Source organism: Sphingomonas sp. PP-CE-1A-559 (genome assembly GCF_004340965.1).
Lineage (GTDB): Bacteria > Pseudomonadota > Alphaproteobacteria > Sphingomonadales > Sphingomonadaceae > Sphingomonas.
In genome coordinates this window covers 430,258-450,732 of the sequence record NZ_SLYA01000003.1, presented here as the reverse complement: position 1 = coordinate 450,732, position 20,475 = coordinate 430,258, and the positions used below count along the sequence as shown (strand labels likewise).

Sequence of the window (20,475 nt, the reverse complement as noted above, 5' to 3'; positions counted from 1 at the left end):
CGTCGCCATATCGACCTTTCCAACTGGGCCCCGGCCTTCGCCGGGGAGGTGCTGGTTGTGAGGACCCCGCGCCCAGCAGCTAGGATACTTCTCGTCGACGGCCAGGACCGCGTCCTGATGTTCCGCTTCACGCCCGCCGATCGCCACCCGCTCTGGTGCACACCGGGCGGTGCGGTCGATCCGGGCGAGAGCTACGCCGCCGCCGCCCGCCGCGAACTCTGGGAAGAAGTCGGCCTCGACATCGACTGCGGTCCCGAAGTCGCACGCCGCGTCGTCGACTTCCGCACCTTCGAAGGCACAGAGGTCACCGCGGACGAACGCTATTTCCGGATCGACGTCGACACCTGCGACGTAAAGGCCGGCAATCTCACCGAACAGGAGAAGCAACTGCTCGTCGGTCACCGCTGGTTTTCCCGAAACGACATCGCGGGCTTCCACGAAACGCTCTATCCAGCAGACCTGGTCGAACTCCTCGACGCCACGGAACCTGCCAAGGGATAACGCCATGCTCGATGATTTCGTCCTCCAGACCATCCTGCCGTCGACGCACGATCTTGGCGGCTTCAAGGTCCACCGCACGCTGCCGAACAAGGAACGGACGATGGTCGGCCCGTTCCTGTTCTTCGACCAGATGGGCCCGGCGCATCTCGACGTAGGTCAAGGCATCGACGTTCGGCCGCACCCGCATATCAACCTGTCGACCGTCACATATCTGTTCGACGGCGCGATCGACCACCGCGATTCGCTCGGCACGCAGGCGCGGATCGAGCCCGGCGCAGTCAACCTGATGACCGCGGGTCACGGCATCGTCCATTCAGAGCGCTCGCCCGGCGACGAGCGTGTCGAAGGGCCGAACCTGTCGGGAATCCAGACGTGGCTGGCGATGCCCGAAGCGGTCGAGGAGATCGACCCCGCATTCGAGCACGTCACCAAGGCGCAACTGCCGACGATCGAGGCGCACGGTGCGCGCTCGCGGATCATCATGGGGAGCCTGTGGGGCCAGACCGCGCCGACCACGACCTATTCGGGGACGATCTACGCCGACATCGCGCTCGATCCGGGCGCGAGCGTGCCGATCGACGCGGCGGCCGAGGAGCGCGCGATCTACCTCGCGATGGGCGAGGCGACGCTGGAAGGCGTGAGCCTCGAGCCGCAGGTGCTGTATGTGCTCCGCCCCGGTATCTCGGCAACGCTGCGGTCTGCGCATGGCGGCCGCGCGATGCTCTGCGGCGGCGATGCGTTCACGACGCCGCGCCATGTCTGGTGGAATTTCGTCAGCTCGAACCGGGATCGTATCGAGCAGGCGAAGCGGGACTGGAACGCGGGCAACTTTCCGAAGGTGCCTGGGGACGAGAAGGAATGGATCGAGATTCCCGCGGTCCCTAAGACGGTCAGCTATCCGTGATTCCCCCCCTCCCGCAAGCGGGAGGGGGCTGGGGGTGGGCTCGCGCTATCGACCAGCGATCCGTTTGAAATTGGCCGGGAGCCCACCCCCAGCCCCTCCCGCATGCGGGAGGGGAGAAGAAGGCGTATCCTCCCCTCTCGCTTGCGGGAGGGGTCGGGGGAGGGCATGACCAGAAGGCAGCGCGACGGGTAGGCCCTTCCCTAACCCCTCCCGCCAGCGGGAGGGGAATGATGTCGGACCTGCAACGCATCGCGCTATCCACGGGCGTCGAACTCGACGTCGCGATCAGCGGCGATCCCGCGAACCCGCCCGTCATCCTCCTCCACGGCTTCCCCGAATCGCATCGTACGTGGCGCGACATCGCCCCGGACCTCGCCCGCGACCATTACGTGATCGCTCCCGATCAGCGCGGCTTCGCACGCTCGTCCAAGCCGGAGAGCGTCGACAGCTATACCCCCGACAAGATCGTCGCCGACCTGATCGCGCTCGCGGATCACCTCGACATCGACCGCTTCACGCTGGTCGGCCACGACTGGGGCGGCGCAGTCGCGTGGATGGCGGCGTTGCGCCACCCCGAGCGCATCGCGAAGCTGGTGATCATCAACGCCCCCCACCCGCTCGTCTTCCAGCGGACCATGTTCGACGACCTCGAACAGCGCGCCGCCAGCCAGTACATTCGGGCTTTCCGCAATCCCGATCTCGAAAAGCACATCGAGTCGATCGGCCTCGAAACCTTCTTCGACACCAGTTTCTCGAAGCACGCCGATCTCGCCGCGATGGCGGAGGACAAGGCCGCCTATCTCGACGAATGGGGCCAGCCCGGCGCGATTACCGGCATGCTCAACTGGTACCGCGCGAGCGCGATCGTCGTGCCCGAAATGGACGAGACGCCGCCCCGCCCCGCCTTCCTCGACGGGCCGTTCCCGCCAACCAAGATGCCGGTGCTGGTGATCTGGGGAGTGCAGGACAGCGCTTTGCTGCCGAGTCAGCTCGACCTTGGCGCTTATGTGCCCGACCTCACGATCGAGAAGATCAATGCGGGGCATTTCGTGCCGTGGCAGAAACCCGACGCTGTGATCGCCGCTATGCGCCGTTGGGGTGTCTGAGCCGACCGTCGGTCAGCGACGTACGTACCCTTTGGCCAGGCCCCCCCCGGCAAAGGCCGGGGCCCAATCGGGGGGCGGCCGTAACTCGGGGCAGCGCTACGTTACTGCAACCTTTCCAATTGGACCCCGGCCTTCGCCGGGGGGGGGGGGCCGTATGCGGCGGCGCAGGTCCGCGCAACATTCGACCGAACCTTCGCCACCTGTCTGAATCCTGACCACCGCATTCGGCGATCGTTCAGCGCGGCGGGAGCAAAAGCCTGTCCATGCCGTTGATCCGGCGTCGATACAGGAGAGCAATCATGCGTAAGATGATCCTTGCGGCCGTAGCTGCCGCCACCCTCGTCCCCACCTTCGCGACCGCGCAGAGCTATGGCGAAGTCCGTCGCGACCAGCGCGAAATCTGCGAGAGCCGTCGCGACCTCGATCGTGCACGCCGCTACGGCGACCGCGGCGATGTCCGCGAAGCCCGCCAGGAACTGCGCGAAGATCGCCGCGAAGCGCGCGAGGACTGGCGCGACTATCGCCGCACGCACGGTAACGTCTACCGCCGCCCCGCCTATGTCGGACCGCGCGGCTATCGTTATCGTCCGGTGAGCGTTGGCTACCGATTCGCGCCGAACTATTACGGTCGCCAATACTGGATCAACGACTATCAGACGTACCGCCTGTCACGCCCCGCCTACGGCTATCAGCGCTGGGTCCGCTACGGCCGCGACGTCGTTCTGGTCGACACGCGCAACGGCCGCGTCGCCCAGGTCAATAACGGCTTCTTCTACTAGGACCTTCTACCAAGTTTGGGCGGCCTGGGAGCGATCCCGGGCCGCCCTCGTATCTGGCGCCTCAGTCCTTCTCGTAGGCGCCACGTCGCATGACGTAGTCCCGCGTCTCGTACGGCGCCGAGAGCCCCTCGACCCAGGCGCCATGCGCATGCGTCAGCGCAACCAGTTCCATCGGCCGCTCGCCCGGCCAGCCGCGTACGCGGACCTCGTGGCGGTGCAGATCGCGGTTCGGCTCCATCATCACCCAGCCGAGCGGTCGCTCCACCGTCGCGCGCGCGCCCGCTGCGTCCATCGCGACCCGGATCCGCTCGCGGGAGGTCGCCGGCAGATACTGCCACACCACCGAATGCATCAGCACGCGCGTAACGCCGTCGGGCTGCGGCTCGGCCAACCGCGCCTCGACCCAGTCGGCGGCATCGCCTTCGACCAGATCGACGCCGCCGTCGTGCACCATTGCGATTGCCGCCGCGAGCCGCGCCTGCCGCTCAACCGCATCGACCCAGACATACGCCGCCAACCGCGTCCCCGCCGCCGGTTCGGACAGGTCGAGCGGGTGGATATCAACGCCGCGTGCCGACTCGATCTCGACCGCCACGTCGGGCGGCGTCTTGTCCCGCCATTCGGGACGGATCTTCACCGGCGAGCCGGCCGGCCCGACCATCACGCCGCCGAGATCGAACCGATAGCGGTCGATCAGCAGGTTCAGCCCGGCGCTCGATCCGATCTCCAGCACCTCGAACTTGGCGCCGTAGCGCGTCGCCAGATGAAGCAGCCCGGTCATCAGCCCCGCCGACCGTCCGGCTTCGTTGGTCTGCGGCGGACCATCGAGCCACGGCAGCAATGCCGAGTCATGGGCAATGAGCGTCGCCTTCAACGTCGCGACGACGCGCGTCGGGTCAGTCTCTGCGCGGGAAAATACGGCTGCGAGCGCCGGATCGACCTCCGCCCGGTGCAACGCGTGCAAGCCTCCGACCAATCGCAACGCCAGCGCATCGGCGACCGGCTCGCCAGACCAGTCGAGTGTCCGCCGCCCCGTCTCGCTGTCGCGATCGATCGACTCCGCCAATCCGGTGCAGACCCGCGCGGTGATCGGCGCGTCCATCGCGGCACAATAGCCCGCCTGGATATCGAACGCCGCGCGGTTTGCCGTTTCATTTGCCATGTGCAGGTTGTTGCACCCGCCCAGCCCCACCCGTAAAGCCCGGCGCGTGCCAGATTCCCAGATCATCATCGCCATCCCCAAGGGACGTATCCTAGCCGAGGCCCTGCCGTTGCTCGCGCGCGCCGGGGTTCATCCCGAAGCGTCGTTCTCGGACGAAAACTCGCGTGCGTTGCGCTTTGCGACCAACGATCCGGCGATCTCGCTGATCCGGGTACGCGCGTTCGACGTCGCCACGTTCGTCGCGCACGGGGCGGCTCAGTTGGGGATCGTCGGGTCGGACGTGATCGCCGAGTTCGGCTATTCGGAACTGTACGCGCCGGTCGACCTCGGCATCGGCCATTGCCGGCTGTCGGTCGCCGAACCCGCCGAGATGGCGGCGCAGGACGATCCGCGCGGCTGGAGCCACGTCCGCGTCGCGACCAAATACCCGCATGTGACGGCGGCGCATTTCGCCGCGCGGGGCGTGCAGGCGGAGTGCGTGAAGCTCAACGGCGCGATGGAATTGGCGCCGACGCTCGGGCTGGCACCGCGGATCGTCGATCTCGTGTCGTCGGGGCGGACGTTGCTGGAAAACGGCCTGGTCGAGGTCGAGACGATCATGGAGGTCACCAGCCGCCTGGTCGTGAACCGCGCCGCGATGAAGACGCGCGCACGGGTCGTGCCGCTGGTCGAGGCTTTCCGCCGCGCCGTCGAAGCGCAGGAGATCGCAGCATGACCGCGCTCTTCTGCTCCCCTTCCCGCAAGCGGGAAGGGGCCGGGGGTTGGGCTCGCGCTTCCCTCCAGCGTAACTCCTGCGGTGAGCGCGTGCCCACCCCCAGCCCCTCCCGCATGCGGGAGGGGGGCAAGTGATCCGCCTTTCCACATCCGACGCGGACTTCGCGACCCGCTTCACCGCACTGGTCGAGGACCGTCGCGAGTCCGACGCTGGCGTGACGCAGGACGTTGCCGCGATCATCGCCGCCGTCCGCCGTGACGGTGAAACCGCGGTGCGCGACTTCACGCAGAAGCATGATCGCCACGACGTTGAAGCCACGGGCTGGCAGATCGACGCCGCCGACTGCAAGGCCGCGTTCGACGCGCTCGATCCGGACCTGCGCACCGCGCTCGAGCTCGCCGCCACTCGCATCCGCGCGTATCACGAGAAACAGCGGCCGCTCGACAGCGACTCGGTCGACTCTGCTGGCGTAAGGCTCGGCGCACGCTGGTTGCCCGTCGATGCCGCCGGCATCTACGTTCCCGGTGGCCGCGCCGCCTACCCCTCCTCGCTGCTGATGAATGCGATCCCCGCCAAGGTCGCGGGCGTCGGCCGTCTCGCGATGGTCACGCCGACCCCCGACGGCCAGATCAACCCGCTGGTCCTCGCCGCCGCACATCTCGCGGGCGTCGATGAAGTCTGGCGAGTCGGTGGCGCGCAAGCTGTCGCAGCGCTCGCGTACGGCGCGGGCCGGATCGAGCCGGTCGACGTCATCACGGGCCCCGGCAACGCCTGGGTCGCGGAAGCCAAGCGCCAGGTCTACGGCGTCGTCGGCATCGACATGGTCGCGGGCCCTTCCGAGATCGTCGTCGTCGCAGACGCGCTCAACGACCCCGAATGGACCGCCGCCGACCTGCTCAGCCAGGCCGAGCACGACGTGACCACGCAGTCGATCCTGTTCACGGACGATGCCGCGTTTGCCGACAAGGTCGCGGATGCCGTCGACCGCCAGTTACGCGAGCTGGCCACGGAGGCGGTCGCGCGCGTTGCTTGGGAAACCAATGGGGCGATCGTGGTCGTCGACACGCTGGCGGACGCGATCCCGCTGGTCGACCGCCTTGCCGCCGAGCATCTCCAGCTGGCGATCCCCGATCCGCAGGGATTTTTCGACCGTATCCGCCATGCGGGTTCTGTATTCCTTGGCCGCTACACGCCTGAGGCGATCGGCGATTACGTCGCGGGGCCGAACCACGTCCTCCCGACGGGCCGTCGGGCGCGGTTTGCCTCTGGGTTGTCGGTGCTCGACTTCATGAAACGCACCAGTTTCCTTGCTCTGGACGAAGCCGCCTTGCGCGAACTCGGGCCTGCCACCGTCGCCCTCGCGAATGCCGAGGGCCTTCCCGCACACGCAAAATCAGTGGCTTTGCGGCTGCGGCTCAACAGTTAGTTTGGTTCACGCGGAGGCGCGGAGGCGCGGAGACGCGGAGGTATCGACCTCGCCGCGTAGCGGCCCTTCAATCACTAGCGGATGAGGAGATCGAAGCGGCTGCGCCGCACGCAACAGCTCCGCGCCTCCGCGTGAACAAACCTTCTTGCCGTTCCGTTCGAAACGCAAAGGGCTGACACACACGCGCCCCGCGCCTACAGGCAACCGCTTATGACTCGAACCGCCCCCCGCACCAAGGCGCGTGCCGCCGCGCGCCTCGCCGCCGTCCAGGCCACGTACCAGCACGAGATGGAGGGCACCGCGATGCCCGTCCTGCTCAACGAATTCCACCAGCACCGACTCGGCGCGACGATCGAAGACGTCGAATATGCCGAGGCCGACGTCGATTTCTTCGACGACCTGGTGTCCGGCGCCAACGCGCGGGCCGGCGAGATCGACGTGCTGATCGAGGGCAAGCTGGCCAAGGGCTGGACGCTCGCCCGCCTCGACAAGCCGATGAAGGCGATCATACGCGTCGGGACCTATGAGTTGCTCGCGCGCCAGGACGTGCCGGTCGCGGCCGTGATCAGCGAATATGTCGACGTCGCGCACGCGTTCTACGACAAGCGCGAGTCGGGCTTCGTGAATGGGTTGCTCGACGGCATCGCGAAAGAGGTGCGGGCGTAATCTCCCTCTCCCCGAAGGGGAGAGGGAGCAGTTGGTGCCCCTCTCCCCGGAGGGGAGAGGGAGCTAAGAATGACCGAAGCCGAGTTCATTGCGGCCTTACGCGAACTCCCGCTGCATCCTGCCGCGCGTAGCCTCAATGACGACACTGCGCTGCTCGACGCCGGCCCGCTCGTCGTCACCACCGACACGCTTGTCGAAGGCGTCCATTTCCTCCCGACCGATCCCGCGCAGGACGTCGCGTGGAAGCTGGTCGCGACCAACCTCTCCGACCTTGCCGCCAAAGGTGCGAAACCGGAAGGCATCCTCCTCAACTACCCGCTGGGCGACGACGCGTGGGATCGCGCGTTTCTCGAGGGGCTCGCCGACGTCCTGGCGACGTTCGACACGCGCATCATCGGCGGCGACACCGTCACGCTTCCCGCGAACGCCCCTCGCGTCCTGACCGTCACCGCGTTCGGGAGCGATGCCGCAGCGCCCGCCCGTAGCGGCGCACGTGAAGGCGACGCGCTCTACGTCACCGGCACGATTGGCGATGCGGGCGCGGGGCTCGCTATCGCGCTTGCAAAACAAGGCCCGGCCGAGCTCCTCGCTGCCTATCGCCGTCCGCAGCCGCGGCTCGCCGACGGGCGCATCCTGGCCCCGCATGTCCGTGCGATGATGGATGTGTCCGATGGCCTGCTGATCGACGCGTCCCGCATGGCGCGCGCCAGCGGCCTAGCCGTCACGATTGACCTCGCTCGGGTTCCGCTTTCCTGCGCCTATCGCACCTTCTCAGGCGACCGCCTCGCCGCAGCCACGGCGGGAGACGACTACCAACTCCTCTTCGCGGCGCCCGAAGAGTTCGTCACCGACGCCACCCGCATCGGCGCGTTCTCGAGCGGCTCAGGCCTTACCCTGCACGACGCGGGTGTACCCGTCCTGCTGCCGCCAAGTCTCGGCTACGAACACCGTCCGCGCGGATAGCTTGCGCAATGCCCCTGCACTGATAGGTTCCTTACATCGGGACTCGGCAAAGCCGGGACCGGAGAGGACCTGAAAAGAGGGATAGCGCCGTATGACGACCGTCTATTTGGCCATGATCTGCGGCGTGATCGCCGTCCTATATGGTTTCGTCACCAGTCGACAGGTGCTTGCCGCCTCCCCCGGCAACGAGAAGATGCAAGACATCGCCGCCGCCATCCAGGAAGGCGCGAAGGCGTATCTCGGACGGCAATACACCACGATCGCGATCGTCGGCGTGATCGTCGCGGCGATCCTTCTCTTCACGCTCGGCTATATCTCGACGGTCGGCTTCGTCATCGGCGCGCTGCTGTCGGGCGTCGCCGGCTATGTCGGCATGAACATCTCGGTCCGCGCCAACGTGCGCACTGCGGAAGCCGCGCGGACGTCGCTGCAGGCCGGGTTGACGATGGCGTTCCGATCGGGCGCGGTCACCGGCATGCTCGTGGCGGGTCTCGGCCTGCTCGCGATCAGCGCGTTCTTCTGGTACCTTACCGGCCCTGCAGGCCATGCCCCCAACGACCGGATCATCGTCGAGGCGCTGACCGCGCTCGCGTTCGGCGCGTCGCTGATCTCGATTTTCGCGCGATTGGGCGGCGGCATCTTCACCAAGGCGGCGGACGTCGGCGCGGATCTCGTCGGCAAGGTCGAGGCGGGCATCCCCGAGGACGACCCCCGCAACCCCGCCGTCATCGCGGACAACGTCGGCGACAATGTCGGCGATTGCGCGGGCATGGCGGCGGATCTGTTCGAGACCTACGTCGTCACCTTGGGTGTGACGATGATCTCGATCGCGCTGCTGATCCAGGCGAGCGGCGCCGAGCTGATGCGGCTGATGACGCTCCCGCTGCTCGTCGGCGGCGTGTGCATCGTCACCTCGATCATCGGTACGTACATGGTGCGGCTCGGTGGGGGCAGCATCATGGGGGCGCTGTACAAGGGCTTCTTCACCTCGACGATCCTGTCGATCCCGGCGATCTATCTCGCGACGCAGTACGTGCTCGGCGACCTCCACCGCGTGATCGGTGGCGCGGGGTTCCTCGATCCCGCGAGCGACGATCTCATGACGCAGGCCGCACCGTCGCTGACGCAGAGCTTCACCGGCATGGACCTGTTCTGGTCGATGATGATCGGGCTCGTCGTGACTGGGCTGATCGTGTGGATCACCGAATACTACACCGGCACCAACCACCGCCCGGTCCAGTCGATCGCGAAGGCATCCGAGACCGGCCACGGTACCAACGTCATCCAGGGCCTCGCGATCAGCCTCGAATCCACCGCGCTGCCGACGCTGGTCATCGTCGTCGCGGTGATCGTCGCGTACCAGCTGGCCGGGATCATCGGCATTGCGTTTGCGGCAACGGCGATGCTCGCGCAGGCCGGCATGGTCGTCGCGCTCGACGCCTACGGCCCGGTCACCGACAACGCAGGCGGGATCGCCGAGATGGCCGGGCTGCCCGACGACGTCCGGCAGAGGACCGATGCGCTCGACGCGGTCGGTAACACTACCAAGGCGGTCACCAAGGGCTATGCGATCGGCTCGGCCGGGCTCGCCGCGCTGGTGCTGTTCGGCGCCTACACTACCGATCTTGCTACGTACTTCCCCGACGTCACGGTCGATTTCAGCCTCAGCAACCCGTACGTCATCGTCGGCCTGCTGCTCGGCGCGCTGCTCCCGTACCTGTTCGGCGCGTTCGGCATGACCGCCGTCGGTCGCGCAGCCGGTGCGGTCGTCGAGGAGGTCCGCGAGCAGTTCCGCAACAATCCCGGCATCATGCTGGGCACGAGCCGCCCTGATTACGCACGGACGGTTGATCTCGTCACCAAGGCGGCAATCCGCGAGATGATCGTCCCGTCACTTCTTCCGGTCCTGAGCCCTCTCGCGGTGTATTTCATCATCACCGCAGTCGCGGGCCAGGCCGCCGGCTTCGCGTCGCTCGGCGCGATGTTGCTGGGCGTGATCGTCTCCGGGCTGTTCGTCGCGATCTCGATGACGAGCGGTGGCGGCGCGTGGGACAACGCCAAGAAATACATCGAGGACGGCCATCACGGCGGCAAGGGGTCCGAAGCGCACAAGGCCGCGATCACCGGCGACACCGTCGGCGATCCGTACAAGGATACTGCCGGCCCTGCGGTGAACCCGATGATCAAGATCACCAACATCGTCGCACTGCTGCTGCTCGCAGCTCTGGCCGGCGGCGGCGTGGGGTGAACTGAACTGGATCGCCGATCGGTCAGCTACGCTGGCCGCTCTGCGATCCATTCACTGCCCGGTGCTTCAATGTTTGCCATCCATTCCCGCGCGATAACAAGGCAGTGCGCCGCGTGCGCAATTTCCACTCAGTCCCATCGACCTCGGTGTTGCACTGATCCGCTGCAGCCTCCTCTTGTGCCGGCTACCGAACGCGATACTCTGCGCAAACGGTCGTTGGGGAATGGCCGGGGGGACTGATGATGACGTGGCGTACGAGCCTGCTGGCCGGTGCAATGATACCGACGATCGCGGTCGCGCAGACTGCGCCGCCGCCCGCCTCCACGCCGAAGGCGAACGCCACGCTCTCGGACCGGGTGCCGGTCGAAACCTTTGCCAAACTGCCCGGCATCGCCAATCCGAAGCTGTCGCCCGATGGCAGGCGTATCGCCGCGAAGATGGCGATCGACGGCGTCCAGGTGCTGGTCGTCGCGCCGCTGTTTCCTGGGGGCAAGCTCGCCGCGATCAAGGTCGGGGCGACGGTCGACATCAATTGGTGGCGCTGGGTTGGTGACGACTGGCTCGCGGTCGGCATCGGATCGCAGGACATGCTGTACGGCGAGGAAATCTACGTCACGCGCACGCTGGGCGTCAAAGCCGACATGACCAAGATCAACCGGATCGACTGGAAGAATTCAGGTGTCCGCGCGGACGAAATCCTGTGGGCGGCGCGCGACGGCACGCCGCGTGTCCTGCTGTCGCGCCAGACCGGGATCGAAAGCGAAAGCCAATGGTATCCCTCAGTCTCCGAGGTAGATCTGTCGACCGGCAAGACCAAGACCGTCGCGGGCAGTCAGACGAACGTCTTCGACTGGTATGCGGATGGCGCGGGCGTCGTCCGGATGGGGTATCGGTACGAGGACGACACCCGCAAAGGCTCGCTTCTGTATCGCAGCGCCAATCGCGATTCGTTCAAGGTGATCGCATCGGCCCGCGGCAAGCAGGACATCGTCATCCCTGTGACGTTCCGCGCCGACGGCACGGCCATCGCGACGGACGATTCGGGCGGTCGCGACGAAGTGTTCGAGGTGTCGCTGCCCGATTTGAAACTGGGCAAGAAGCTGTACGGCGCGGATGGCTACGACGTCGATGGCGTGATCGACAACGCGACCGGCGACGATATCGATGGCATCACCGTCACCGATCGCTTCGGCCATACCATCTGGCTGAATCCCAAGCTGAAGGAAATCCAGGAAGCGGTCGACAAGGCGGTCGGCGAGCGACGCGCGCGCATCGTCTCGTGGGATCGCACCCGGTCGAAGTTCCTGGTGCAGGTCGGCTCGCCATCGCAGGCGGGCGCGCTGTATTTCTACGATCCCGCGAACGGATCAATGCAGCGCTATTCGTGGCAGAACAGCGATCTGAAGGCGCAGACGTTGTCGCCGGTGTCGACGATCCGGTACAAGGCGCGCGACGGCGTCGAGATTGAGGCGTTGCTGACCCTGCCGCGCGGACATAGCCCGAAGAACCTGCCGCTGATCGTGTTGCCGCACGGCGGCCCGTTCGCGCGCGATTCGGAAGATTGGGACTGGTGGACTCAGTATCTGGCGGAAACCGGCTATGCCGTCGTCCAGCCTAATTACCGTGGGTCGTCAGGGTATGGCACCAGTTTTGCGAAGCTCGGCGAGGGGCAATGGGGCCTGAAGATGCAGGACGATCTCGACGATGCGATCACGCATCTGGCCAAGCAGGGCATCGCCGATCCGAAGCGCGTCTGCATGGCGGGGGCGTCCTATGGGGGCTATGCGGCGATGCGCGCTGCACAGAGGAACGGCACCGGCGATGCGGCGCCCTATCGGTGCGCGATCTCCTATGCGGGCGTGTCCGATCTGCAGGCGATGCAACGCTATGACGGCAAGTTCCTGTACGGAAAGACGCGCGGCGACTGGTTGAAGAAGCAGGCGCCTGACTATCGCAGCGTCTCGCCGCGTTTCGGTGCGCAGACCTTCTCGATCCCGATCCTGATGCTGCACGGCAAGGAGGACAAGCGCGTGCCCGTGAAGCAATCGCGGATGATGGCAGCGGCACTCAAAGAGGCGGGCAAGCCGTTCGAGTATATCGAACAACCGCTCGGCGATCATCATTTCACGCGCGGCGAGGACCGGCTCGAATTCCTGAAAGCGATGGGTGCATTCCTGACCAAGTATAATCCAGTATAACGCACGGATACTGCCCGGCAAAACTCCATAACGGAGCATATACGCCGACTGTGGATGCATCTTGTTTGGACGAACGCAGTTTTGTCTCCGCATCATCACCGAATGCGCAACCGTCCCGAGAATCATCTCTTCTACGGCGACAATCTTGCCGTCCTCCGCAAGGAGATCGCCGATGAGAGCGTCGACCTGATCTACCTGGACCCGCCGTTCAATTCGAACGCCAATTACGGCATCCTGTTCAAGGAGCCCGACGGCAAGTCCTCCAACGCGCAGATCGAGGCATTCGAGGACACCTGGCATTGGAACGAGACTGCCGAAGACGCCTTCGACCAGGTCGCGCGGAGCGGTAGCACCAAGGCGTTCGACCTGCTCAACGCGATGCGCGGCTTCCTCGGCGACAACGACATGATGGCGTATCTGGCGATGATGGCGGTGCGGCTGCTCGAACTGCATCGCGTGCTGAAGCCGACCGGCAGCCTGTATCTCCACTGCGATCCGACCGCGAGCCATTACCTGAAGCTGCTGCTCGACGCGATCTTCGGCAAGCGGCACTTCCAGAACGAGATTATTTGGAGCTATCGACGGTGGCCATCGATCTCGCACCGGTTCCAGCGGATGCACGACTGCCTGCTATTCTATACCAAGAGCGAGACAGGCAATCTGTTCAACACGCTCACTGGGCCGCAATCGCCGAGTTCGCTCAAGCGATGGAAAGGCGCGATGCAGAAGGTCACGTTCATGGCCGACGGCACGCGGAACCCTACCCGGGAATCGGGTATTTCGCTGGGCGTCGCGATGAACGACGTCTGGGAGATCCCAATTATCGCACCGGTCTCGAAGGAACGGCTCGGCTATCCGACGCAGAAGCCGGTGGCGCTGCTCGAGCGCATCATCGCCGCCTCGTCGAACGAGGGCGACGTGGTGCTCGACCCGTTCTGTGGCTGCGGCACGGCCGTGCACGCCGCGGAAAAGCTCAAGCGGCAATGGATCGGGATCGACGTCACGCACCTCGCCATCTCGCTGATCGAGAAGCGCATGAAGGACGCGTTTCCCGCCGTCACTTTCACGGTCGAGGGCACACCGAAGGATCTTGCTTCCGCCTATGATCTCGCGCTGCGTGACAAATACCAGTTCCAGTGGTGGGCCGTCTCTATGGTCGACGCGCTCCCGTTCGGCGGCAGGAAGAAGGGCGCCGATGGCGGGATCGACGGGCTGATCTACTTCAACGATCATGACCAGGCGTCGGGCAAAATGGTCACGCACCGTGCGATCGTGTCGGTGAAGGGCGGGCTCAACCCCGACAACGCGATGGTCGAGACGCTCGCCGCGACGATCGCACGCGAGAAGGCACCGATCGGCATACTCATCATGAACGCCAAGCCGACGCGCGAGATGGAGCGTCGCGCCGCCGCAGTCGGCATCTACCGCGCGGGCGTTGACGAGGCATTTCCCAAGCTTCAGATCCTGACGCTCGCGGACCTGTTCCAGGGCAGGCGACCGCGCATACCCAACGTCGACCGGGCAGCATTCCGGCGTGCGGCGCGCGAGGCCACCGTGCTCCAGCCGAGCCTGTTGTGACGCCCCTGAATGCCGTGATCGAACTAACGCCCGTCATCCTGGCGAAAGTCAGGATCCAGAGCGGCAAGGTGCTGCCCCCACTACCCTGGATCCTGACTTTCGTCAGGATGACGGAGGGCTGCATCGCGCGCCCTTGTTTCCATCATGCCGGACGACGATATCTACAGTTCGATCATCGGGTCCGGGCATGACGTCCGTGTCCGCCTTCGGCCGTGCTTTCCTTTTTCGCGAACCTGCGGTAAGGGCGCTCGTCCCGAAATTCCCCCAATTCAGAGATTATATTTGGCCAAGGAAGAACTGCTCGAGATGCGCGGCCGCGTGGTGGAATTGCTCCCCAACGCGATGTTCCGGGTTCAGCTCGAAAACGACCACGAGATTCTCGGTCACACCGCCGGCAAGATGCGCAAGAACCGCATCCGCGTGCTGGTCGGCGACGAGGTGCTGTGCGAACTCACGCCGTACGATCTGACCAAGGGTCGCATCACCTACCGCTTCAAATAAGCGCCACGCGCCGTTCGCGCGGTGCGTAGCCCAAGCATCGAGGCACCAATGCTGGTCCTGGCCTCCTCCTCGCCCCGCCGCCGCGACCTGCTCGCGCGGCTCGGCGTCGTGCCGTCGCGCGTGGAATCTCCCGACATCGACGAGAGCCCGCGCAAGGCCGAGCCGCCCCGTGCCTATGCGCTTCGCCTCGCTATCGAGAAGGCAAGTGCCGTCGCGCGCGCCGAGGGCGAGATCGTCCTCGCCGGCGACACCACGATCGCGCTGGGCAGCCGTATCCTGCCGCCCGCCGACACGCTCGAAATCCAGCGCGACCTTCTCGGCAAGCTGTCGGGTCGACGCCACCATTGCCTGTCCGCGGTCTGCGTGATCGACGCGACCGGCAAGGTCCGGACGCGCATCGCCGATACGATCGTTGCGTTCAAGCCGCTCTCGCCTGCCGAGATCGACGATTATCTCGCGTGCGGCGAAGGTCTTGGCAAGGCCGGCGGCTATGCGATCCAAGGCCGCGCGGAGGCGTTCGTTCGCTTCCTGTCGGGCAGCCATTCTGGCGTCGTAGGCCTGCCCCTGTTCGAGACGCGCGCGCTGTTGAAGACCGCAGGCGTCGCACTTGCCTGATACGGGGCCTGCATGGCTCTACGAGGCCGGTATCGGCGAAGCGCGCGCCGCGCTGGTGGACGATGATCAGATTATCGAAGCTGCGATCGAACTCGACACTGACGCACTGAAGGTCGGCCTCGTCGCCCGCGCGCGGCTTGTCGAACTCCTCCCGGGCCGGCGTGGCCGCGTCGCGCTCGATGGTGGCGAAGCGCTGATCAACCACCTCCCCCCTGGCATCACGCAGGGCGCCAGCCTCACCGTCGAGATCGTCCGTGAAGCCCTCCCCGAAGCGGGCCGTGCGAAGCTCGCTAAGGCCGCTCCCAGCGACCTGCCGCCCTGCCCCGCTCCGACGCTGTACGAGCGCCTCGTGGCGACCGGCCTGCCCGTCCGCAGCCCGCGCCCGCATGAACCCGATGCATTGGAGGCAGCGGGTTGGTCCGAACTGCTCGACGAGGCTGTGAGTGGCGAGATCGTGTTCCCGCTCGGCGCGCTGCGGCTTTCGCCGACGCCAGCGATGACATTGTTCGACGTCGACGGCGCGCCACCGCTGGACACGCTTGCGGTTGCCGCCGCGCATGCCGTGGCGCGGGCGATACGCCGACACGGCATCGGCGGCTCGATCGGGATCGATTTCCCGACGATCGCCGGCAAGGCGCAGCGCAACGCCGTCGCCGCCGCGATCGACGAGTCCCTAACACAACCGTTCGAGCGCACCGCGATGAACGGGTTTGGTTTCCTCCAGATCGTCCGGCCAAGGCCCCGTGCGTCGATCCCCGAGATTCTCCGCGCCGATCCGGTCGGTGCAGCGACCCGCGCGGCACTCCGCACGCTTGAACGCGCGCCGCCGACCGCCTCGCGCCGTCACACCCTGCCCACAGCCGTCCACACGCGCCTGATGACGCGCTCAGATTGGATTGCGGAACTCGCACGCCGCACGGGCGTCGTCCACGAACTGGAGAGTGCCCGATGACGACCGTCAAATGCCCGATCTGCGACCAGCCCGCGGTCGCCGAGTACAAGCCGTTCTGCTCGAGCCGCCACCGCGACCGCGACCTGTTGCAGTGGCTCGGTGAAGGCTATCGCATTCCCGGCCGCGCAATCTCGCAAACGGGGCTGGACAGCGCCGAAGACCCCGACTAAACGCGCCCTTCCGATCGCAAGGTCGGACGCTTCTCCGGTCCCAGACCGGACGTGCCCGGATAGCTCAGTTGGTAGAGCATGCGACTGAAAATCGCAGTGTCGGCGGTTCGACCCCGTCTCCGGGCACCATTTTTTTTACCTTGTGATCAGCACTGCCGCCTTACTCTCCGAGGCACGCGTGATGCTGCCCAAAATCCGTTCGTGCTGAGCGAAGTCGAAGCACCTTCGCTTGGGGCACACCCTTCGACTTCGCTCAGGGCGAACGGAAGGGGCAGGTTCTAGAACGGAACCAGCGCTAGCGGACGATCCGCGTGACGTGGCCCATCTTCCGCCCCGGCCGCGCGGTACCCTTGCCATACAGGTGCAGGTGCGCGTTGGGCTCGCCAAGCAGCTCCGCCCAGCGGTCCGCGTCGTCGCCGATCAGGTTCTCCATCGTCGCTTCACGCCCGGTCAGCGTCGTCGCGCCCAATGGCAGGCCGCAGATCGCGCGGATGTGGTTTTCGAATTGCGAACATTCGGCACCTTCGATCGTCCAGTGGCCGGAATTGTGCACGCGGGGGGCCATCTCGTTGAAGACCGGGCCGTCGGCGCCGACGAAGAACTCGCACGCCAGTACGCCGACATAGCCGAGTTCGGCGGCGATCCGTTCGGCCAGCGTTGCGGCTTCGTCGGCTTGGGCCAGTACGGCCACTGGTGCGGGGACGGTGGAGTGGCGAAGGATCGCGTCGCGGTGGACGTTGAGCGGTGGATCGTAGCGCACGATGCTGCCATCGAGGCCGCGGGCGATCAGGATCGAGAACTCGTGCTCGAACGGTACGAAGGCTTCGAGCACCGCGGGACCGCCGATCGTGTCCCAGGCGGCCTGCGCACCTTCGGGCGTGTCGATCTTGACCTGGCCCTTGCCGTCATAGCCGAAGCGGGCGGTCTTGAGGATGGCGGGGGTGCCGATCGCCTTCAGGCCCGCCTGCAGGCTTTCGAGGCTGTCGACTGCGGCCCACGGTGCCGGACGGCCGCCGACGCTCTCCACGAAGCGTTTTTCGCCGATCCGCTCCTGTGCCACGCGGAGCGCGCGGGGGCTCGGGTGGACGGGGACGCGATCTGCCAGCCATTCCACGGGCTCGACCGCGATGTTCTCGAACTCGTAGGTGATGACGTCGCAGGCGCCGGCGAAGTCGGCAAGCACGATGCGGTTGTGGTAATCCGCGCGCGTCATGGTCGAGGCGGACTGCGCGGCGATGCTCTCCTGGTCGGGCGCGAGGACGTGCGTGTTATAGCCGAGCTGTGCCGCGGCGGTCGCGAGCATGCGGCCGAGCTGGCCTCCGCCGAGGATGCCGATGGTCGATCCGGGGGGAAGCGGCGTCATGTCAGCGTCTTTCAGGCGGGGTCGGCGGCGACGGCGTCGGTCTGGGCGGCGCGCCATGTTTTCAGGCGCTCGGCCAGCGCGTCATCGGATGTCGCGAGGATCGCCGCGGCGAGCAGCCCGGCGTTGATCGCGCCGGGCTTGCCGATCGCGAGCGTGCCGACCGGGATGCCGCCGGGCATCTGGACGATCGAGAGCAGGCTATCCATGCCCTTCAGCGCCTTCGATTCGACCGGTACCCCGAGCACCGGGAGGTGCGTCATCGAGGCGGCCATGCCGGGGAGGTGCGCCGCGCCGCCGGCACCGGCGATCACCACCTTGAGGCCGCGATCGGCGGCGGTGGTCGCATAATCGTACAGGCGTTGCGGCGTGCGGTGCGCGGAGACGACCTTGGTTTCGTAGGCGACGTCGAGCGCGTCGAGCGTCTCGGCGGCGTGGCGCATCGTCTCCCAATCGGAGGTGCTGCCCATGATGATGCCGACTAGAGCCATTTCCGTCCCCGGATCAAAGGAGCGCCGTGCCTAGCGACGTGGGGGGGATTGGGCAATGTTTTGGTGGCGTCGGACTTGGCCTACTGCTCCCCTCCCTAGAAGGGAGGGGTTGGGGGTGGGGCGGCCGGTTGTCGGACGTCGTGGTCACCAAGCGGCCGACCCACCCCCGGCCCCTCCCTTCCAGGGAGGGGAGCAGTAAGGGCCGGTGGCGTCAGCGCTCGCTCAGGTAGTAGCGGTCCGTCGCGGTCAGGTCGGCGTCGAGTTCGTAGACGATCGGCTGGCCGGTCGGGATCTCAAGGCCGGTGATCTCGTCGTCGGGGATGTTCGAGAGGTGCTTGACCAGCGCGCGGAGCGAGTTGCCATGGGCGGAGATCAGGATGCGCTGGCCGTCCTTGAGCGCCGGAGCGATGCGCTCGTCCCAATAGGGGAGGACGCGGGCGATGGTGTCCTTGAGACTTTCGGTCTTGGGGATGGCGATGCCGTCGTAGCGGCGGTCCTTGGACAGGTCGAACTCGCTGTCGTCGTCGAGCACGGGGGGCGGGACGTCGAAGCTGCGGCGCCAGATGTGGACCTGCGCGTCGCCGTGCTTGGCCGCGGTCTCGGCCTTGTCGAGGCCGGTGAGGCCGCCGTAATGCCGCTCGTTCAGGCGCCAGTCCTTCTCGACCGGGAGCCAGAGCCGGCCCATCGCCTCCAGCGCGATGTTGAGCGTCTTGATGGCCCGCGTTTGGAGGCTGACGAAGGTCTGGTCGAAGTCGAAGCCCTTGGCAGCCATCAGCTCGCCGGCGGCCTTGGCTTCGGCCTCGCCCTTGGCGGTCATGTCGACGTCCCACCAGCCGGTGAAGCGGTTCTCGAGGTTCCAGGTGGACTGGCCGTGGCGGATCAGGACTAGGGTCGGCATTCGGGCTCCTGGGATGGCGGGACTGAACGGAAGGGTTCAAAGGTTAGGATAAGGTTAGGCCAACGCACGGTCCGCAGCGCTTGAACCCAAGCCTCCGGACCGTGCCAAGCCGTTGTTATCGGGTCAGATTTCGTCGATCATGGCGGCAAGCGTCTCTAGCATCGCATGCGCGAGCTGTTTCGACCGCTCGGGCGACCAGCCGAATTCGGAATCGGCGTTGGCGTCGTGATCCTTGAACGGCATCTCCAGCGTCATCGACACCGCGCCGAAGCGCTCGGCGAGCTGGTTGGTCGACATCGACAGGTTCGCGGTCCCAGGTGCGGACTTGGGATAGCCCTTCTCGGTCTGGAAATCGGGCGTGTGCGCCGCGAGACGACGGCCGTATTCGTAGAATTTCTCGCCGTGCGCGTCGGTCCAGGACGGGATGCCCTCGAAGCCGGCGATGAAGTTCGCCGGGATCGCCTCGTCGCCGTGGATGTCCATCGCGACGTCGACGCCGGTCAGGTCCATCGCATTGCGGACGCACAGGACTTCCGGGCTCTTCTCCGGCGTCGGCGTGTGCCATTCGCGGTTGAGGTTCACCCCCACGGCATTGGTGCGCAGATGACCGCGGCGCGTGCCGTCCGGGTTCATGTTGGGAACGACGTTGAAGGTCGCCTTCGCCAGCAGAGCCGCGGTGATCGGGTCGGTCGAATCGGTGAGGCGTTCGAGTGCGCCTTCCATCCACCATTCGGTCATCGATTCGCCGGGGTGCTGGCGGCCGTAGATCCAGACCTGCTTCGGCCCCGAGCCGATCGTGAAGCAATCGATCGCCTGCCCGTCGAGCGACCGGCCAAGTTCGCGGTGCGCGACGCCTGGCAGCAGCGCGGTGCGCGCCACCAGCGCCTCGTGCATTTCCATCGTGTAGGGCGCGAAATACGCGAACCAGGCGAGATCGGTGTCGGCGGTGAAGTCGAATTCGAGCACGCCATTCTCATAGCGCGTCTCGATCATCCGCCACGCCCGCCGATCGGTGCTGGCCCGCGTCTTGTAACCGGGCCAGCCGAACGGATAGGCCGACTTGCCAGCGTTCAGGATCCGGTAGGTCAGCGTGCGGCCAGCCGCCCCCGCCACCCGGAAATAGAACCACTGGAAGAAGTCGGACTGGAAATCGGTGACGATCTCCAGGTCGATTCGGTCTCCCTCGACGGCGACAACACGGATGTTGCCGCCATCGAAGGCTGCGTTGACGGTCGGGCTCAT

At 66.2% G+C, this 20,475-nt stretch carries 20 protein-coding genes and 1 tRNA gene; 16 read left to right on the top strand and 5 right to left on the bottom strand.

Annotated features, from left to right (window positions below; all coding sequences use genetic code 11):
* The first annotated feature begins 51 nt into the window (after positions 1-51).
* The 4 genes from C8J42_RS12390 to C8J42_RS12375 all read left to right on the top strand — a co-directional run bounded on the left by C8J42_RS12390 (position 52) and on the right by C8J42_RS12375 (position 3,290).
* Positions 52-501, top strand: coding sequence for an NUDIX domain-containing protein (locus C8J42_RS12390; RefSeq protein ID WP_082441522.1), 450 nt, complete (start codon positions 52-54; stop codon positions 499-501).
* A gap of 4 nt (positions 502-505) precedes the next feature.
* Positions 506-1,405, top strand: a complete 900-nt coding sequence (locus tag C8J42_RS12385) for a pirin family protein (RefSeq protein WP_133020262.1) — start codon at positions 506-508, stop codon at positions 1,403-1,405.
* 230 nt (positions 1,406-1,635) lie between these two features.
* On the top strand, positions 1,636-2,511 hold the full coding sequence (locus tag C8J42_RS12380; RefSeq protein WP_056064702.1) for an alpha/beta hydrolase: 876 nt from the start codon (positions 1,636-1,638) through the stop codon (positions 2,509-2,511).
* A gap of 299 nt (positions 2,512-2,810) precedes the next feature.
* Entirely contained in the window at positions 2,811-3,290 is a 480-nt protein-coding gene (locus C8J42_RS12375) for an RcnB family protein (RefSeq protein ID WP_133020261.1), read from the top strand.
* Positions 3,291-3,351: 61 nt separating this feature from the next.
* On the opposite strand, the gene C8J42_RS12370 is transcribed toward C8J42_RS12375, so the two are convergent.
* Complete coding sequence (locus C8J42_RS12370; RefSeq protein WP_133020260.1) at positions 3,352-4,452, bottom strand: DUF2332 domain-containing protein; 1,101 nt, start codon at positions 4,450-4,452, stop codon at positions 3,352-3,354.
* A 46-nt stretch (positions 4,453-4,498) separates the two neighbouring features.
* Between C8J42_RS12370 and hisG the strand changes: the two genes are divergently transcribed.
* The 12 genes from hisG (at position 4,499) to C8J42_RS12310 (ending at position 16,613) form a co-directional block, all read left to right on the top strand.
* Positions 4,499-5,167: an ATP phosphoribosyltransferase gene (gene hisG / locus C8J42_RS12365; RefSeq protein ID WP_207897117.1), complete on the top strand. Its 669-nt coding sequence runs from the start codon at positions 4,499-4,501 to the stop codon at positions 5,165-5,167.
* 130 nt (positions 5,168-5,297) lie between these two features.
* Positions 5,298-6,593: a histidinol dehydrogenase gene (hisD, locus tag C8J42_RS12360; protein WP_133020259.1), complete on the top strand. Its 1,296-nt coding sequence runs from the start codon at positions 5,298-5,300 to the stop codon at positions 6,591-6,593.
* Positions 6,594-6,803: 210 nt separating this feature from the next.
* Complete coding sequence (gene nusB, locus C8J42_RS12355; protein ID WP_120300706.1) at positions 6,804-7,259, top strand: transcription antitermination factor NusB; 456 nt, start codon at positions 6,804-6,806, stop codon at positions 7,257-7,259.
* A gap of 69 nt (positions 7,260-7,328) precedes the next feature.
* A complete protein-coding gene (thiL, locus tag C8J42_RS12350) occupies positions 7,329-8,222 on the top strand; it encodes a thiamine-phosphate kinase (RefSeq protein WP_120300707.1) in 894 nt (297 codons plus the stop codon).
* 91 nt (positions 8,223-8,313) lie between these two features.
* Positions 8,314-10,470 (top strand): sodium-translocating pyrophosphatase, encoded by a 2,157-nt coding sequence (locus C8J42_RS12345; RefSeq protein WP_133020258.1) that lies wholly within the window; start codon positions 8,314-8,316, stop codon positions 10,468-10,470.
* A gap of 242 nt (positions 10,471-10,712) precedes the next feature.
* Positions 10,713-12,668 (top strand): S9 family peptidase, encoded by a 1,956-nt coding sequence (locus tag C8J42_RS12340; RefSeq protein ID WP_133020476.1) that lies wholly within the window; start codon positions 10,713-10,715, stop codon positions 12,666-12,668.
* 102 nt (positions 12,669-12,770) lie between these two features.
* Positions 12,771-14,246 (top strand): site-specific DNA-methyltransferase, encoded by a 1,476-nt coding sequence (locus tag C8J42_RS12335; RefSeq protein ID WP_133020257.1) that lies wholly within the window; start codon positions 12,771-12,773, stop codon positions 14,244-14,246.
* A gap of 282 nt (positions 14,247-14,528) precedes the next feature.
* On the top strand, positions 14,529-14,747 hold the full coding sequence (gene infA, locus C8J42_RS12330) for a translation initiation factor IF-1 (protein WP_031441079.1): 219 nt from the start codon (positions 14,529-14,531) through the stop codon (positions 14,745-14,747).
* 48 nt (positions 14,748-14,795) lie between these two features.
* Positions 14,796-15,362: a nucleoside triphosphate pyrophosphatase gene (locus C8J42_RS12325; protein WP_056063873.1), complete on the top strand. Its 567-nt coding sequence runs from the start codon at positions 14,796-14,798 to the stop codon at positions 15,360-15,362.
* Positions 15,355-16,314 (top strand): ribonuclease, encoded by a 960-nt coding sequence (locus tag C8J42_RS12320; RefSeq protein ID WP_056063876.1) that lies wholly within the window; start codon positions 15,355-15,357, stop codon positions 16,312-16,314. The genes C8J42_RS12325 and C8J42_RS12320 overlap by 8 nt, the downstream gene beginning before the upstream one ends.
* Positions 16,311-16,484 (top strand): DNA gyrase inhibitor YacG, encoded by a 174-nt coding sequence (yacG, locus tag C8J42_RS12315; RefSeq protein WP_082441491.1) that lies wholly within the window; start codon positions 16,311-16,313, stop codon positions 16,482-16,484. The genes C8J42_RS12320 and yacG overlap by 4 nt, the downstream gene beginning before the upstream one ends.
* 53 nt (positions 16,485-16,537) lie before the next feature.
* Positions 16,538-16,613: transfer RNA gene (locus tag C8J42_RS12310), tRNA-Phe, on the top strand.
* Positions 16,614-16,779: 166 nt separating this feature from the next.
* Here the strand turns inward: C8J42_RS12310 and C8J42_RS12305 are convergent.
* From C8J42_RS12305 to C8J42_RS12290, 4 genes are all read right to left on the bottom strand, one after another.
* Complete coding sequence (locus C8J42_RS12305) at positions 16,780-17,847, bottom strand: 5-(carboxyamino)imidazole ribonucleotide synthase (protein ID WP_133020256.1); 1,068 nt, start codon at positions 17,845-17,847, stop codon at positions 16,780-16,782.
* A gap of 11 nt (positions 17,848-17,858) precedes the next feature.
* The gene (gene purE, locus C8J42_RS12300; RefSeq protein ID WP_133020255.1) at positions 17,859-18,335 is read right to left on the bottom strand and encodes a 5-(carboxyamino)imidazole ribonucleotide mutase; all 477 of its coding nucleotides are present in this window, start codon (positions 18,333-18,335) and stop codon (positions 17,859-17,861) included.
* Between the two features lie 211 nt (positions 18,336-18,546).
* Positions 18,547-19,233: a 2,3-diphosphoglycerate-dependent phosphoglycerate mutase gene (gene gpmA, locus C8J42_RS12295; protein ID WP_133020254.1), complete on the bottom strand. Its 687-nt coding sequence runs from the start codon at positions 19,231-19,233 to the stop codon at positions 18,547-18,549.
* A 123-nt stretch (positions 19,234-19,356) separates the two neighbouring features.
* The gene (locus C8J42_RS12290) at positions 19,357-20,475 is read right to left on the bottom strand and encodes a M14-type cytosolic carboxypeptidase (protein WP_133020475.1); all 1,119 of its coding nucleotides are present in this window, start codon (positions 20,473-20,475) and stop codon (positions 19,357-19,359) included.

Coding starts and splice junctions, on each gene's coding strand:
- C8J42_RS12385 (WP_133020262.1), top strand. CDS start 506: ATGCTCGATGATTTCGTCCTCCAGACCATCCTGCCGTCGACGCACGAT.
- C8J42_RS12380 (WP_056064702.1), top strand. CDS start 1,636: ATGTCGGACCTGCAACGCATCGCGCTATCCACGGGCGTCGAACTCGAC.
- C8J42_RS12375 (WP_133020261.1), top strand. CDS start 2,811: ATGCGTAAGATGATCCTTGCGGCCGTAGCTGCCGCCACCCTCGTCCCC.
- C8J42_RS12370 (WP_133020260.1), bottom strand. CDS start 4,452: ATGGCAAATGAAACGGCAAACCGCGCGGCGTTCGATATCCAGGCGGGC.
- nusB (WP_120300706.1), top strand. CDS start 6,804: ATGACTCGAACCGCCCCCCGCACCAAGGCGCGTGCCGCCGCGCGCCTC.
- thiL (WP_120300707.1), top strand. CDS start 7,329: ATGACCGAAGCCGAGTTCATTGCGGCCTTACGCGAACTCCCGCTGCAT.
- C8J42_RS12345 (WP_133020258.1), top strand. CDS start 8,314: ATGACGACCGTCTATTTGGCCATGATCTGCGGCGTGATCGCCGTCCTA.
- C8J42_RS12340 (WP_133020476.1), top strand. CDS start 10,713: ATGACGTGGCGTACGAGCCTGCTGGCCGGTGCAATGATACCGACGATC.
- C8J42_RS12335 (WP_133020257.1), top strand. CDS start 12,771: ATGCGCAACCGTCCCGAGAATCATCTCTTCTACGGCGACAATCTTGCC.
- C8J42_RS12325 (WP_056063873.1), top strand. CDS start 14,796: ATGCTGGTCCTGGCCTCCTCCTCGCCCCGCCGCCGCGACCTGCTCGCG.
- yacG (WP_082441491.1), top strand. CDS start 16,311: ATGACGACCGTCAAATGCCCGATCTGCGACCAGCCCGCGGTCGCCGAG.
- C8J42_RS12305 (WP_133020256.1), bottom strand. CDS start 17,847: ATGACGCCGCTTCCCCCCGGATCGACCATCGGCATCCTCGGCGGAGGC.
- purE (WP_133020255.1), bottom strand. CDS start 18,335: ATGGCTCTAGTCGGCATCATCATGGGCAGCACCTCCGATTGGGAGACG.
- gpmA (WP_133020254.1), bottom strand. CDS start 19,233: ATGCCGACCCTAGTCCTGATCCGCCACGGCCAGTCCACCTGGAACCTC.
- C8J42_RS12290 (WP_133020475.1), bottom strand. CDS start 20,475: ATGAGCCCGACCGTCAACGCAGCCTTCGATGGCGGCAACATCCGTGTT.